At 72.9% G+C, this 13,131-nt stretch carries 13 protein-coding genes; 11 read left to right on the top strand and 2 right to left on the bottom strand.

Annotation, left to right across the window (positions count from 1 at the left end; genetic code table 11):
• Nucleotides 1–3 precede the first annotated feature (3 nt).
• The 3 genes from VQH23_RS16050 to VQH23_RS16040 all read left to right on the top strand — a co-directional run bounded on the left by VQH23_RS16050 (nucleotide 4) and on the right by VQH23_RS16040 (nucleotide 3,182).
• On the top strand, nucleotides 4–708 hold the full coding sequence (locus VQH23_RS16050; protein ID WP_338666114.1) for an ABC transporter ATP-binding protein: 705 nt from the start codon (nucleotides 4–6) through the stop codon (nucleotides 706–708).
• 57 nt (nucleotides 709–765) lie between these two features.
• On the top strand, nucleotides 766–1,890 hold the full coding sequence (locus tag VQH23_RS16045; RefSeq protein WP_338661734.1) for a branched-chain amino acid ABC transporter substrate-binding protein: 1,125 nt from the start codon (nucleotides 766–768) through the stop codon (nucleotides 1,888–1,890).
• A gap of 395 nt (nucleotides 1,891–2,285) precedes the next feature.
• Nucleotides 2,286–3,182, top strand: a complete 897-nt coding sequence (locus VQH23_RS16040) for a hypothetical protein (RefSeq protein ID WP_338661733.1) — start codon at nucleotides 2,286–2,288, stop codon at nucleotides 3,180–3,182.
• 42 nt (nucleotides 3,183–3,224) lie between these two features.
• Here VQH23_RS16040 and VQH23_RS16035 read toward each other — a convergent pair whose 3' ends face one another.
• The gene (locus VQH23_RS16035) at nucleotides 3,225–3,719 is read right to left on the bottom strand and encodes a flavin reductase (protein ID WP_338661732.1); all 495 of its coding nucleotides are present in this window, start codon (nucleotides 3,717–3,719) and stop codon (nucleotides 3,225–3,227) included.
• Between the two features lie 84 nt (nucleotides 3,720–3,803).
• Between VQH23_RS16035 and VQH23_RS16030 the strand changes: the two genes are divergently transcribed.
• From VQH23_RS16030 to VQH23_RS16015, 4 genes are all read left to right on the top strand, one after another.
• Entirely contained in the window at nucleotides 3,804–5,099 is a 1,296-nt protein-coding gene (locus tag VQH23_RS16030) for a hypothetical protein (protein WP_338661731.1), read from the top strand.
• Between the two features lie 80 nt (nucleotides 5,100–5,179).
• Nucleotides 5,180–5,479 (top strand): hypothetical protein, encoded by a 300-nt coding sequence (locus VQH23_RS16025; protein WP_338661730.1) that lies wholly within the window; start codon nucleotides 5,180–5,182, stop codon nucleotides 5,477–5,479.
• Nucleotides 5,480–5,540: 61 nt separating this feature from the next.
• On the top strand, nucleotides 5,541–6,368 hold the full coding sequence (locus VQH23_RS16020; RefSeq protein ID WP_338661729.1) for a CoA transferase: 828 nt from the start codon (nucleotides 5,541–5,543) through the stop codon (nucleotides 6,366–6,368).
• The gene (locus VQH23_RS16015) at nucleotides 6,365–7,117 is read left to right on the top strand and encodes a CoA-transferase (protein ID WP_338661728.1); all 753 of its coding nucleotides are present in this window, start codon (nucleotides 6,365–6,367) and stop codon (nucleotides 7,115–7,117) included. Before VQH23_RS16020 ends, VQH23_RS16015 begins: the two co-directional genes overlap by 4 nt.
• On the opposite strand, the gene VQH23_RS16010 is transcribed toward VQH23_RS16015, so the two are convergent.
• The gene (locus VQH23_RS16010) at nucleotides 7,114–8,085 is read right to left on the bottom strand and encodes a Gfo/Idh/MocA family oxidoreductase (protein ID WP_338661727.1); all 972 of its coding nucleotides are present in this window, start codon (nucleotides 8,083–8,085) and stop codon (nucleotides 7,114–7,116) included. The genes VQH23_RS16015 and VQH23_RS16010 overlap by 4 nt on opposite strands.
• A 134-nt stretch (nucleotides 8,086–8,219) precedes the next feature.
• Here VQH23_RS16010 and secD point away from each other — a divergent pair, with 134 nt between their 5' ends.
• The 4 genes from secD (at nucleotide 8,220) to VQH23_RS15990 (ending at nucleotide 13,100) form a co-directional block, all read left to right on the top strand.
• Nucleotides 8,220–9,827 (top strand): protein translocase subunit SecD, encoded by a 1,608-nt coding sequence (gene secD / locus VQH23_RS16005; protein WP_338666113.1) that lies wholly within the window; start codon nucleotides 8,220–8,222, stop codon nucleotides 9,825–9,827.
• A 15-nt stretch (nucleotides 9,828–9,842) separates the two neighbouring features.
• Complete coding sequence (gene secF, locus VQH23_RS16000) at nucleotides 9,843–10,853, top strand: protein translocase subunit SecF (RefSeq protein ID WP_338661726.1); 1,011 nt, start codon at nucleotides 9,843–9,845, stop codon at nucleotides 10,851–10,853.
• Nucleotides 10,850–11,818 carry a tripartite tricarboxylate transporter substrate-binding protein gene (locus VQH23_RS15995; protein WP_338661725.1) on the top strand — a complete coding sequence of 323 codons (969 nt, stop codon included), beginning with the start codon at nucleotides 10,850–10,852 and terminating at the stop codon, nucleotides 11,816–11,818. Before secF ends, VQH23_RS15995 begins: the two co-directional genes overlap by 4 nt.
• 133 nt (nucleotides 11,819–11,951) lie before the next feature.
• On the top strand, nucleotides 11,952–13,100 hold the full coding sequence (locus VQH23_RS15990) for an EAL domain-containing protein (protein ID WP_338661724.1): 1,149 nt from the start codon (nucleotides 11,952–11,954) through the stop codon (nucleotides 13,098–13,100).
• Nucleotides 13,101–13,131: the final 31 nt, after the last annotated feature.

Genomic DNA, 13,131 nt, shown 5'->3' with positions numbered 1-13,131 from the left:
AGCATGCTGCGGCTGGAGGACGTCACCACCGCCTACGGCGCGGTGGAGGCGCTGAAGGGCGTTTCCGTCCACGTCGATCCCGGGGAGATCGTGACGCTGATCGGCGCGAACGGCGCCGGCAAGTCCACCCTGCTGATGACGATCTTCGGCAGCCCGCGCGCCCGGACCGGCCGCGTGGTGTTCGAGGGGCGCGACATCACCGGCATGCCCATGCACGAGATTGCCCGCGCCGGCATCGCGCAGTCCCCCGAGGGCCGGCGCATCTTCCCGCGCATGAGCGTGCGGGAGAACCTGCTGATGGGCGCGCAGTCCTTCGGCGTGGACCCAGCGCCGGGGTTGGAGCAGGCCTTCACCCTGTTCCCCCGTTTGAAGGAGCGGGAGGCGCAGCGCGGCGGCACCCTCTCCGGCGGGGAGCAGCAAATGCTGGCCATCGCCCGCGCGCTGATGTCCCGGCCCCGGCTGCTACTGCTGGACGAGCCCTCCCTCGGCCTCGCGCCGCTGGTGGTGCGGGGGATCTTCTCCGCCATCCGCACCCTGAACCGGGAGACGGGGCTGACGGTGCTGCTGGTGGAGCAGAACGCCAACCAGGCGCTGCGCCTGGCGCACCGGGGTTACGTGCTGGTGAACGGGCGCATCACCATGGAGGATACGGGCCCGGCGCTGCTCGCCCGGCCCGAGGTGCGCGACGCCTATCTCGGCACCCATTGAAGCGTAACGGTCGCAAGCCCTAGGCTCCCCCCAAACCGTTCCAGCGGAGGCTTCACAATGACCATCCAGCGCCGCACCCTTCTGGGTGCCACCCTTGCCGCCCCGGCGGTGCTCTCCACCGGCAACGCCATGGCCCAGGCCCGCGGCCCCATCCGCGTCGCCATGGCCGGCCCGCTGACGGGCGCCAACGCCACCTTCGGCGCCCAGATGCGCGAGGGCGTGCAGCAGGCCGTGACGGACCTGAACGCCGCCGGCGGCGTGCTGGGCCAGCAGCTGGCGCTGGAGACGGGCGACGACGCCTGCGACCCGCGCCAGGCCGTCTCCGTCGCCAACCAGCTCGCCGGGCGGCAGGCGCGGGTGGTGATCGGGCACTACTGCTCCGGCTCCTCCATCCCCGCCAGCAAGGTCTACACGGAGGAGGGGGTGCTGCAGATCAGCCCCGCCTCCACCAACCCGCGCTACACGGATGAGGGCGCGTGGAACACCTTCCGCACCTGCGGGCGCGACGACCAGCAGGGCGTAGTGGCCGGCAAGTACATCGCCGAGCGCTTCAAGGGCCGGCGCGTCGCCGTGCTCCACGACAACTCTGCCTACGGCAAGGGGCTGGCGGACGAGACGAAGAAGGCGATGAACGCGGGCGGCCTGACGGAGACGCTCTACGCCGCCTACACCCCCGGCGAGCGCGACTACAACGCCGTGGTCTCCCGCCTGAAGGCCGCGAACATCGACGTGATCTATCTCGGCGGCTACCACACCGAGGCCGGGCTGATCATCCGGCAGGCCAAGGAGCAGGGCATGAACTGCACCCTGATCGGCGGCGACGCGCTGACCACCAGCGAGTTCTGGCAGATCAGCGGCGCGGCCGGCGAGGGCAGCATGATGACCTTCCCGTCCGATCCCCGGAAGCGCCCGCAGGCGGCCGAGGTGGTGGCCCGCTTCAAGGCCCGCAACGTGGAGCCCGAGGGTTTCGCCCTCTACTCCTACGGGGCGACCCAGATCTGGGCTGCCGCCGCGGCGAAGGCCAACACCGTCGATCCCCGCCGGGTGGCGGAGGCGATGAAGGCCTCGGGTCCCTGGCAGACGGTGCTGGGCCCGATCAGCTTCGACCGCAAGGGCGACGTCACCGTGCCGGACTTCGTCTTCTACGTCTGGAGGAACGGCGCCTACGCCGAGATGTCCTGAACCCCAGCATCTCGGACCGCGGTATCTTCAAGCTTGGTCATCTTGAAGCCTGGCAGGCGCCGTACCATCTTCGTTCACGTCAACAACATGAAAGGAGGTGATCCGGTGTCTCATCGCATTAACCAGGTCCTCGTGGCTGCCACTCGGATCACCGTGCAGGGCTGAACCCGCACGGGTCACCGATTGAAGCGGGCCGCGAACCGGCCACGCGATGGGAAGGCCCCGGCGAAGGATCGCCGGGGCCTTCTGCGTTTTCGCCCTGCCCCCTTCCCGTAACCTCTGGCGTTGTCGCCGGGCCACGCTGGGCAGGCATTATCGGCCCAGGGGCAACTTACCAGAATTTCGCTCCGTTCCCGAATGGTGGCCATCAGGCCCCAGAACAAGGAACGCACGTCATGTCCGGCACCTACGAAACAACCACCGCCACACCATCCATGCCGGAGGGCGCGCCCGTCCTGCGGAACCGCGTCTCCTGGGGGGCGATCATCGCGGGCGCCCTCATCGCCATCGTCGTGGGGCTGACGCTGAACGTGCTCGGCCTCGCGATCGGCGTCACCACCGTGGACGCGGCGGCGCGCGACACGCCCAGCGCCAGCACGCTGGGCATTGCCGGCAGCATCTGGCTGCTCGTCTCCAACCTGCTCGGCCTCGCGCTGGGCGGCTACGCGGCCGCGCGCCTCTCCGGCACCTCCGACGCGCCGGACGCCACGCTGCACGGCGCCTCCGTGTGGGCCACCGCCAGCCTCGTCTCGGCCCTCCTGCTCGGCTCCCTCGTCTCCGGCGCCGCCAACACCGCCGGCTCGGCCCTCTCTCAGGTCCTGGGCGGCGCGGCGCAGGGCGCCGGCCAGGTTGCCAGCGCCGTGGCGCCCGAGACGAACCCCGAGGAGCTGATCGACCGGGCCCGCATCGCCCTTTCCGGCCCGAGCGACCCCGCCCGCATGACGGCGGACCAGCGCGGCGCCGAGATCGGCGAGCTCCTCGGCAAGCGCGTGGCGAATGGCGGGATCTCCGGCAACGACCGCACCCGCCTGAACCAGCTCGTCGCGGCCGAGGCCGGCATCCCCGAGGCCGAGGCGGCGAGCCGCATCCAGGCCTATGAGGCGGAGGCGCAGCGCGTGGCGCAGGAGGCCGAGCAGAAGGCCCGCGAGGCGGCGGATGCGGCGGCGAAGGCCGCGGCCATCGCCAGCTTCTGGGTGTTCGCGGCCCTGGTCCTCGGCGCGGGCGCGGCCATCATCGGCGCGCGCACCGGCACGCGGGACCTCGTCTACCTGGCGGGTCGCCGCGTCGGCTGAGCCGAGCCTGTATCCGGGAGGGGGCCAGCCCCCTCCCGGGCGCTACCCCGGCATCCCCACGGGGTGGTAGTTCCGCGAGAACCAGATCAGCGCGGGCCCGGACGCACCAAGGCGAATGGCCTGGACGCGGGCGAAGACCACGCTGTGGGTCCCCTTCTCCACCACCTCCTCCACGGTGCAATCCAGGGCGGCCACCGCTTCCTCCAGCACCGGGGCGCCGGTGGCGAGGGTGGTCCAGCTGGCCTCCTCGAAGCGAACGGCCTGATCCGCTCCGGTGAAGCCGGCGAAGGTGTTCGCCAGTTCCTGCGCCTGCCCCGGCAGCACGTTGATGCAGAGCACGCCGTTGGCCTGCACCGCGGGGTTGAGGCTGCTGTTGCGGTTCATGCAGACCAGGAGGGTCGGCGGTGTGTCCGTCACGCTGCAGACGGCGCTGGCGGTGATACCCACGCGCCCGGCCCTTCCATCGGTGGTGACGATGGTCACGGCGGCGCCGAGACGGGCCATGGCATCGCGGAACTCCTGGCGGCTGGGCTCCATCGGGCGACTCACTCCTGCGGCGTCGGGTAGAGGTATCGACCCGAATGGGCCGCTTTCCCAGGGGGGCGATGCTAGAAGGGCGGGATGAGCACGCCCGAAGGCGCCTGGACGGCCCTTGCGCCGACGCCCCATCCCCGCACCCCCCAAGGCCCGGCCTTCGCCGCCCGGGCGCCCCAACTCCTGCCGCGCCGCGCCGTGCTGGCCGCGCCCCTGGGGCTACCCGCGGCGGCCGCGCCTGCCCGCGCGGAGCCGGCACCCATGGCGGCGCTGGCGCGGGACGCGCTGGCCCCGATCCGCGCCGCCGTGGCGGCGGCGGACGGGCCGTTGCTGCTGAAGTCCTTCACGACCGAAGGGCGGGAGGATTTCGACCGGGTCCACGCCGAGGTCGCCTTCACCTACGACAATGCCTTGGCCGGGCTGGCCCTGCTGGCGGGCGGGGACCGGCCGCTGGCGCTTCGGATCGCCGAGGCGCTGCGCCTGGTCCAGGAACAGGACCGGCACTGGGCGGATGGCCGGCTGCGGAACGCCTACGCCGCCGGGCGCGTCTTCCCGGAGGCGCCGCGCAGCGCCCGTCCGCCGGGCTGGTGGGATCCGGCGCGCGGCCGGTGGCTGGAGGACGGCTACCAAGCCGGCAGCGCGGCCGGGCCCGTGGCCTTCGCCGCGCTGCTCTGGACGGCGCTGGGCGACCCGCCCTTCCGCCGGGCGGCGGAGCGGGCGGCGGACTGGCTGGAGGGGCTGCGCGCCCCCGCCGGCTACCGCGGCGGCACGATCGGGCACGAGCCCGCGCCCGATCCCCTGCCCTGGGTGAGCACGGAGCAGAACCTGGACCTCGCCATCGTCTTCGCCCGGCTCGGGCGGGGGGAGGCGGCGGCGCACGCGGCCGGGTTCGTCCGATCCATGTGGCTGCCGGCGGAGGGGCGCTTCGCCATGGGGCTGACGCCGGAGGGAGGCGTGAACGGGGGCAGCGCGCTGGACGCCAATCTCTGGCCCGTCCTCGCCTGGCCGAACGCGGGGTTCGGGACGGCGCTGGACTGGGTGCTGGCGCGGCACGGCCTGCCCGCGGGGGCGCCGCCGGCGGAGGTGGAGGGGCTGGACTTCAACGACGACCGGGACGGCATCTGGCTGGAGGGCACGGCCCAGGCCGCTCTGCTGCTGCGCCGGATGGGACGGGAGGCGCAGGCGGCCCGCTTTGCTGCCACCCTCGCGCACCACCGCCGGGCGGATGGCTGGATCGCGGCGGCGAGCGTGCCGTGGCTGACGACCGGACTGGGCACGGGGCTGCGGCCGGGGGCGGCGGATTTCCTTTATCCCGCCCGCGGGCACCTGGCGGTGAATGCCTGGGCGGCGCTGGCGGCGCTGGACGCCAGCCCCTTCGGCTAGGGGCTTTTCGGATCCCCCCGCGAAGCCCCGCACGGGCCGCCCCGTTCCTTCTCCCACCATCCGTCGCAGGAGAGCCGGGCATGAAGCCGATGGAACCCATGAAGCCCATGGAACCAATGAAGCCGATGAAGCAGGAGGCGCCCTGGTGGCCTTCCGAGCTCGGCCAGCCCGGCTCCAGCGGCGGGGGGAACGGGCTGCGCTACGCCACCTTCCCGGAGAAGCGCCGCGTGGCGGTGGAGAAGGACGGAACGGTCACCCTCTATGACAGCGGGGAGCACCGGATCACCGGCGTGTCGCAGGACGGGAGCGGCGCGGCGCCGCTGACTTTCTCCGGCGCGGAGGGGCCGATCCGGATCGAGGACCTCAGGAAGCTCGGCTGAGCGGGAACTCCCCTCCCCTTTCGTCGGCGCCCGGCCTAGCCTCTCCCCTGGAGGAACCGCAATGACGAGAGTGAGCCTGGAGGCCCTGGCGGAGGCGGTGCCGGACGGCGCCCTTCTGGCCCTGCCGCCCGACAACTCCCTGCCCTCGGTGGCGCTGGCCAAGGCGCTGGTGCGCCGGGGCGCGCGGGAGCTGCGGCTGCTGGGCGTGCCCGTCTCCGGCTTCGCGACGGACCTGCTGATCGGCGCGGGCTGCGTGGCGGAGGTGGAGACGAGCGCGGTCTCGCTGGGCGAGGCCGGCTTCGCGCCCCGCTTCTCCGCCGCGGTGAAGGCCGGGGCGATCACGGTGCGGGACGCGACCTGCCCGGCCATCCACACCATGCTCCAGGCCGCCGAGAAGGGCGTGCCCTTCATGCCGCTGCGGGGGGTGATCGGCAGCGACATCACCGCCCACCGGCCGGACTGGCGGGTGGTGCAGAACCCGCTCTCCGACAGGCCAGACCCCATCCTGCTCCTGCCCGCCCTGCACCCGGACGCCGCCGCGATCCACGCCGTGATGGCGGATGAGGCGGGGAACGTCTGGGTGGGGCGGCGGCGGGAATGCGCCACCCTCGCCCATGCCTCCCGCAAGCTGCTGGTGACGGTGGAGCGCGTGGTGGCCGGCAACATGCTGGAGGATGAGCGCCTGGCGCCCGGCACGATCTCCGCGACCTATGTGGAGGCCTTCGCGGTGGCGGAGCGCGGGGCCCATCCCGTGGCCCTGCTGGACGAGTACGGCTTCGATGCCGCCTATGTTGCCACCTATGCCCGCGCCGCCAGGACGGAGGAGGGCTTCCGGGCCTGGGTGCAGGAGCACGTCTTCGGCCGCGCAGCCCAGGTAGCGGCGGAATGAGCGACATCCAGCCGGAGGAGCGGCTGGCGGCCGCCCTCGCCCGCCTCATCGTCGATCCGTCCGCGCCGCCGGTGCGGCACATCGCGGTCGGCGCGGCTTCTCCCATTCCGGCGGCGGCGTGCTGGCTGGTGGCGAAGTCCGGGCACCCCGTGCGGCTCTCCCTGTTGCACAAGCGCAGCGGCAACCCCTTCACGGAGGGATCGCGCGAGCTGTTCGACCTGACGGGACAGGGGCGGATCGACCTGTTCTTCCTCGGGGGCGGGCAGATCGACGGCCAGGCGAACATCAACCTGATCGGCACCGGCGAGTGGCCGGGCCAGGGGGTGCGCTTCCCCGGCAGCTTCGGCAGCGCCTTCATGTACCTGATGACGCCCCGCACCATCCTGTTCCGGGAGGAGCATTCGCCGCGTGTGCTGGTGGAGAGGGTGGACATCGTCTCCGCCGCCGGGGTCACGCCGCCCGAGGTGTTCCGGCGCGGCACCGCCCAGGCGCTGGTGACGGGGCGCTGCGTGTTCCGCTTCGACCCCGGCCGGGCCCGCTTCACACTGGAGAGCACTCATCCCGGCGAGAGCGCGGAGAGCATCCGGACACAGACCGGCTTCGGCTTCGACGCGCCTGAGATGGTGCCCACCACCCCCGACCCGACGCCGGAGGAGCTCGCCCTCCTGCGCGGCCCGGTCTGCGAGGAGATGCTGGAGACCTACCCGGAGTTCTGCGCCCGGGTCTTCGGGCGGAAGGCGGCGGCCTAACCGGCGCCGGCCGCCATCAGCGAGGCCTTCACCGCCGCCTCCACCCGCAGCGCCGCGTCCAGCGCGGCCCGGCCGGCGGCGCCATCGGCCTCGATCGGGGCACCGTCCAGGCAGGCGGCGGCGAAGCTGGCGTGCTCGGCCTCCAGGCTGTCGCTCTCGGCCCAGGTGGCCTGGGACAGGCCGTGCTCGGGGATCTGCTCCAGCGAGGCCCCCTCCCCCCGGCGCACCCAGAACATCTCCCGCTTCAGGTGGTCCAGGTTCAGGTAGCCGGCATCCCCGAACAGCCGCAGCCGGCGCTCCATATGCAGGGAGACCCGGCTGGCGGTGACCGTCGCCACCGCCCCGTTGCCGAAGCGCAGCCGGGCATTGGCGATGTCGATGGTGGGAGAAGCGACCGCCGATCCCACCGCGTCCACCCCCACCAGAGGGCTGCCGGCAAGCGCCAAGGCCAGGTCCAGGTCGTGGATCATCAGGTCCAGCACCACGGAGACGTCGAGGCTGCGCGGACGGAAGGGGGCGATGCGGATCGCCTCCATGTAGAGCGGTCGGCCGACGCGGGCGGCCAGCCCGCCCTCTGCCCGAAGCGCCCGCATCCCGCCGGAAAAGCGCTCCAACTGCCCGACCTGCAGCACCACTCCCTTGGCCCGGGCCAGGGCGACAAGGTCGTCCGCCTGCTCCAGCGTCGCGGCGATGGGCTTTTCGACCAGCACATGCTTGCCTGCGGAAAGGGCAGCATGGGCCAGGCCGTGGTGAAAGGCGGTGGGGGCGGCGACGATCACGGCATCGGCGGCGGCGATCACGGCCTCGGCCGAGAGGGCGGGGCAGCCCGCCTCCCCGGCCACCAGGGCGGCGCGGGCCGGATCGGCGTCGTGCAGGCCGATCAGGTCGAACCGGGGCGCCTTGGCGGCCTTCAGCGCGTGGAACCGGCCGAAATGCCCGGCGCCGAGGATGCCCAACCGAAGACGCATGCCGCTAATCCCTTCGAAACCGCGCGCGCTGTAGCAAAACCTCGCAAGGGTTGCATCGGGGGCGGCCGGGCCGCATCTTCCGGCCCTATTTCCCGGGCATGACGCCGGTTAACTCACGGGGGGCCGAACAGGCCATGCTGTACTTCGCGCGGTGGAAAGTCGCCGCGATCCTGGGCGTCATCGCCCTGGGCCTGCTTCTCTGCGTCCCGAATCTCGTCCCGCGCTCGGCCCTGCCATCCTGGGCGGCGCGGCAGATCTCCCTCGGCCTCGACCTGCGCGGCGGCTCCTACCTCTTGCTAGAGGTGGACATGAACGCGGTGGTGCGGGAACGGGTGGAGAGCCTGGTGGACGGCGCCAGGACCCGGCTGCGCACCGCCAATGTCGGCTACATGAACCTGGCGGGGGACCCGAACAACCGCCACCTGTCCTTCCGCGTGCGCGACGCGGCCCAAGTGGACGCCGCCGCTGCCGCGATCCGGGAGCTGTCCAACCCCATCCCCGTCCGCGGCTCCCCCACCGGCGCGACCGAGCCGGACATCGCCGTGACGACCGCGCCGGACGGCACGGTGACCGCCGCCCTGTCCGACGCCGCCCTGGTGGCGCGCGCCGGGGGCGCGGTGGAGCAGTCCATCGAGATCGTGCGGCGCCGCATCGACGAGACCGGCGTCGCCGAGGCGCTGATCGCGCGCCAGGGGCAGAGCCGCATCCTCGTGCAGCTCCCCGGCGTGGAGGATCCCAACCGCATCAAGGACCTGCTGGGCCGCACCGCCCGCATGACCTTCCACCTGCTGGACGAGAACGCGAACCCGCAGGGCACCGGCGCCCCGCCGCCCGGCGTGCAGTTTCTCCAGGGCGAGACGCGGCAGGGCGGCCTGCCGGAGCGCTACGCGGTACGCCGCCGCGTGGAGGTGGACGGCGCCAACCTCTCCGATGCCCGCGCCGGCCAGGACAGCCGCAACGGCGAGTGGGTGGTGAATTTCACCTTCGATTCTGTCGGCACCCGCCGCTTCGCGGAGGTGACGCGCCAGAACGTGGGCCGGCCCTTCGCCATCGTGCTGGACGACAAGGTGATCACCGCCCCGGTGATCCGGGAGCCGATCATCGGCGGCAGCGGCCAGATCAGCGGCAGCTTCAACGCCCGCACCGCCAACGACGTGGCCGTGCTGCTGCGCGCCGGCGCCCTGCCCGCCCCGCTGACGGTGGTGGAGGAGCGGACGGTGGGGCCGGAGCTGGGGGCGGACGCCATCCGGGCGGGCGTGATCTCGCTCCTCGCGGGCGCGGCCTTTGTCTTCCTCTACATGGGCTTCGCCTACGGGCTGCTCGGCTGGTTCGCCAATGTCGCGCTGCTCGTGAACATCCTGCTGATGATCGCGGCGCTGTCCCTGCTGCAGGCCACGCTGACCCTGCCGGGCATTGCCGGCATCGTGCTCACGCTCGGCACCGCGCTGGACGCCAACATCCTGATCAACGAGCGCATCCGCGAGGAGACGAAGGCCGGGCGAACGCCGATCCAGGCGCTGGAGCTGGGCTTCACCAAGGCGTCCGGCACCATCATGGACAGCAACCTGACGAACCTCATCGCCATGGTCTGCCTCTACGCCTTCGGCTCCGGCCCAGTGAAGGGCTTCGCCGTCACGGTCGCCATCGGCACGGTGGTGCAGATGTGGACGGCCACCACCCTCGTCCGCCTGCTCGTCTCCTGGTGGTACCGCGCGCGCCGCCCGCGCGAGCTGCCGGTCTGAGAGGGGAATACGCACATGCTCGGCTTCTACCGCCCCCTTTTCCGGCTCGTTCCCGACAACACCAAGATCCAGTTCATGAAGGGCCGGGTCGCGGGGCTCGTCGTCTCCGCGATCCTCTCCATCGGCTCCGTTATCCTCGCCATCCATCCCGGGCTCGAGCAGGGGATCGACTTCAAGGGCGGGATCACGATGGAGGCCCGCACGCCCGGGCCGGCCGATCTCGGCCGGCTGCGCGCGGCCGTCTCCGGCCTGAACGTCGGCGATGTCGGGCTGCAGCAGTTCGGCGATGCCGACACCGTCCTCATCCGCCTGCCCGTCCAGGGCGAGGAGGCGGCGACGCAGCAGGCCGTCTCCCGCGTCCGCGGGGCGCTGGAGGGGGCGGCGCCCGGCACGCGCATCCTGCGGACGGAGGCGGTGGGCAACCGCGTCTCGGACGAGCTCTTCACGGGCGGGCTGATCGCGCTCGCCATCTCGCTCGGCGCGATGCTGATCTACATCTGGGTGCGCTTCGAGTGGCAGTTCGCCATCGGCGCCATCGTCACGCTGATCCTGGACACCACGAAGGTGGTGGGCTTCCTCGCCGTCACGCGGCTGGAGTTCAACCTGACGACGATCGCGGCGATCCTGACGATCATCGGCTTCTCCGCGAACGACAAGGTCGTGGTCTACGACCGGATGCGCGAGAACCTCCGCAAGTTCAAGACGATGCCGCTGCGGGAGCTGATTGACCGCTCGATCAACGAGACGCTGAACCGCACGCTCGGCACCTCCATGACGCTGTTCCTCTCGGCGCTGCCGCTCGCCCTCTTCGGCGGCGACACGCTGTCGGGCTTCGCCTGGACCATGCTGTTCGGCATCGTCGTCTCCGCCTCCTCCTCCATCTTCATCGCGGCACCGATCCTCCTTTTCCTAGGGGAGAACCGGCTGCGGCGGGGGACGGAGGCGCCGAAGGTCGCGGCACCCCGGCCACCCAATGCGGCGAAGGCTGCGGCAGCCACGCAGGGCGCGGCGGGACCGCGGAGATGACCACGCGGCGCGCGCTGCTCGGCGCCTCCGCCCTTCTCGCCACGGGGGCGGGCGGCGCGCGAGGCCAGGGCGCCGCCCCCTATGTGCCGGCCCCCACGCGACCGAAAAGCCTGACGCTGCTGGTCGGGGCCGCCGGCGGCAGCACCACGGACCTCTGGGTGCGCGGCTTCGCCCCGTTCCTGGAGCGGCACCTGAAGCTGGTGCAGGTGCAGGTGGTGAACCGCGTCGGCGAGGGCGGGCTGGCCGTGATGCGCGACCTGGCCGACGCGCCGCCCGACGGCTCCGTCCTGGCCTATGCCGCGACGCCGATCCTCCCCGCGCGCGCGGTGGAGCGGAACGCGACGGCGCTGCTGGACCGCCTCCTCCCCCTCGGCGCCGTGACGGAGGAACCGGTGGCCCTTGTCGCGCCTCCGGGAGCGGAGCTGGCCGCGCTGCGGACACGGCCGGATGGCCGCCCGCTGGGTCTACCGCCCCCGACCAGCCCCTCCGCCATCGCGGCCGCCGAGCTGGCCGGATCCCTGCCGATGGAACAGCTGCACTTTCCCTCCGCCGCCGCGGCCCGGCAGGCCGCCATGGCGGGCAATGTCGCGGCGGCGCTCGTCACGGTGCCGGAAGCGGTGACGGCGGTGCGAGAGGAGAAGCTCGTCCTGCTCGGCATGGCCGCGCCGGCCCGGCACCCGCAATTCCTGGAGGTGCCCACGCTCCGGGAGGAAGGGTTGCCGGTGGAGGGCGCGCTGCGGCGCGGCGTGGTGGCGCCGGCCCGCATCGCCCCGGAGGCGGCCGCCCGCGTGGCCCGGGCCCTGCGCGCCGCCGTGGCGGATCCGGAGTTCCTGGCGCAGGGCGAATCGCGGGGCATCCTGCCCCTGTTCCGGGATGGCCAGGCCTGGGGCGTCCTGATGGGTCAGGAGACGGCGGAGCTTCGCAGCCGGTGGGAGACCTCGCCCTGGCCGGTGAGTGGCGGCTAGCACCGCCCGGCATAGATTTCCCGCAGCCGTGACCGGGAGAGAGTAGGCACTGCCCGCGTGTGGACGTTATGGTTCCTTCACGCGGAGGTAGTAGGTCAGCGCGGTGCCGTTCGAAGCGATCCACGGAGAAAGCGTGCCGCTGCCCCGCGCAGCCGCGAGGCCCGATGCCGCGGAGGAGCTTCTCGCCGTCTTGCGGAGCCCCGCGCTGATCGCGCAGGTGCAGGAAGCACTTCAGCAGATCGGGGCGCCACCGGCCCGGCCGGTACGGCCTGAGGAGGCGGCGGCGCGGCTGGTCGGGCCCGGCCGCCCCCCGCTGGGCCTGCTCTGCGAGCCGCAGCCGGAGGAAAGGGGCTGGGGCGCGCTGCACGCCGCGGCGCAGGACCCTTTCAGCCCCACCCGCGTGCTCCTCATGGACGCCAAGCTGGCGGGGAACGCGTCCGCGCTCACGGCCGCGCTCCGCCGCATCACCGGCCGCCCGGACCCGAGCGAAGCGGAGGAGGTCGCGGCGCTGCGGCGCGGTCTGGCGGAGGGCGAGGTGGCCATGCGCTACCAGCCCATCGTCCGCATCGCGGACCGCCGGCCGGTGGCGCTGGAAGGGCTGGTGCGCTGGCTGCGTCCGGACGGGCGCCGCGCCATCCCTCTGGGGCCGGACGCCTTCATCCCAATGGCGGAGCGGCACGGGCTCTCCCTGGCGGTGGCGCGGGCCGTTGGGCACATGGCGGTGCAGGACATGCGGGCGATGCGCGCGCGGACGGCGTTGCCGATCTCCATCAACCTCCCGCTGGAGGTGCTGCAGCGCCCGGACACCGTGCCCTGGCTGGGCCGGCTGTGCCGCGAGGGCGGGCTGCGGCCCTCCATGCTGGGGATCGAGCTGACGGAAACGACCCCGGTCCACGACCTGCCCCTGCTGCGCCGGGCCGTGCTGCGGCTGCGCGGGGCGGGGCACGACCTGTGGGTGGACGACATGAGCCTGGAGGAGAGGCGGGACATGCTGCTCCGCCTACCCTTCACCGGCATCAAGCTGGACCGCTTCCTCGTCACCGAGGCGCCGCGAAGCCGGCGGTCGCGGGCGGAGCTGGAGCGGCTGGTGGCCCTGGCGCACGCGCGCGGCATGCTGGTGACGGCGGAGGGGGTTTCGAGCCCGGCGCTGTGGCACGCCATGGCCTGTGCCGGGGTGGACCGCGCGCAGGGCTTCGCCGTGGGGCGGCCGCTGCCCGCCGCGGCCCTTCCCGCCTGGATCGCGGCCTGGCGCGGCGCGGGCAGGCTTTCGCTCACCGTCTGAGAGGACCGGCCGGGCGGGGTCGCCTGGCCGG

This window comes from Pararoseomonas sp. SCSIO 73927 (assembly GCF_037040815.1).
GTDB lineage: Bacteria > Pseudomonadota > Alphaproteobacteria > Acetobacterales > Acetobacteraceae > Roseomonas.
The sequence above is the reverse complement of the archived record's forward strand: the minus strand, read 5'-3'. Positions and strand labels throughout refer to the sequence as shown.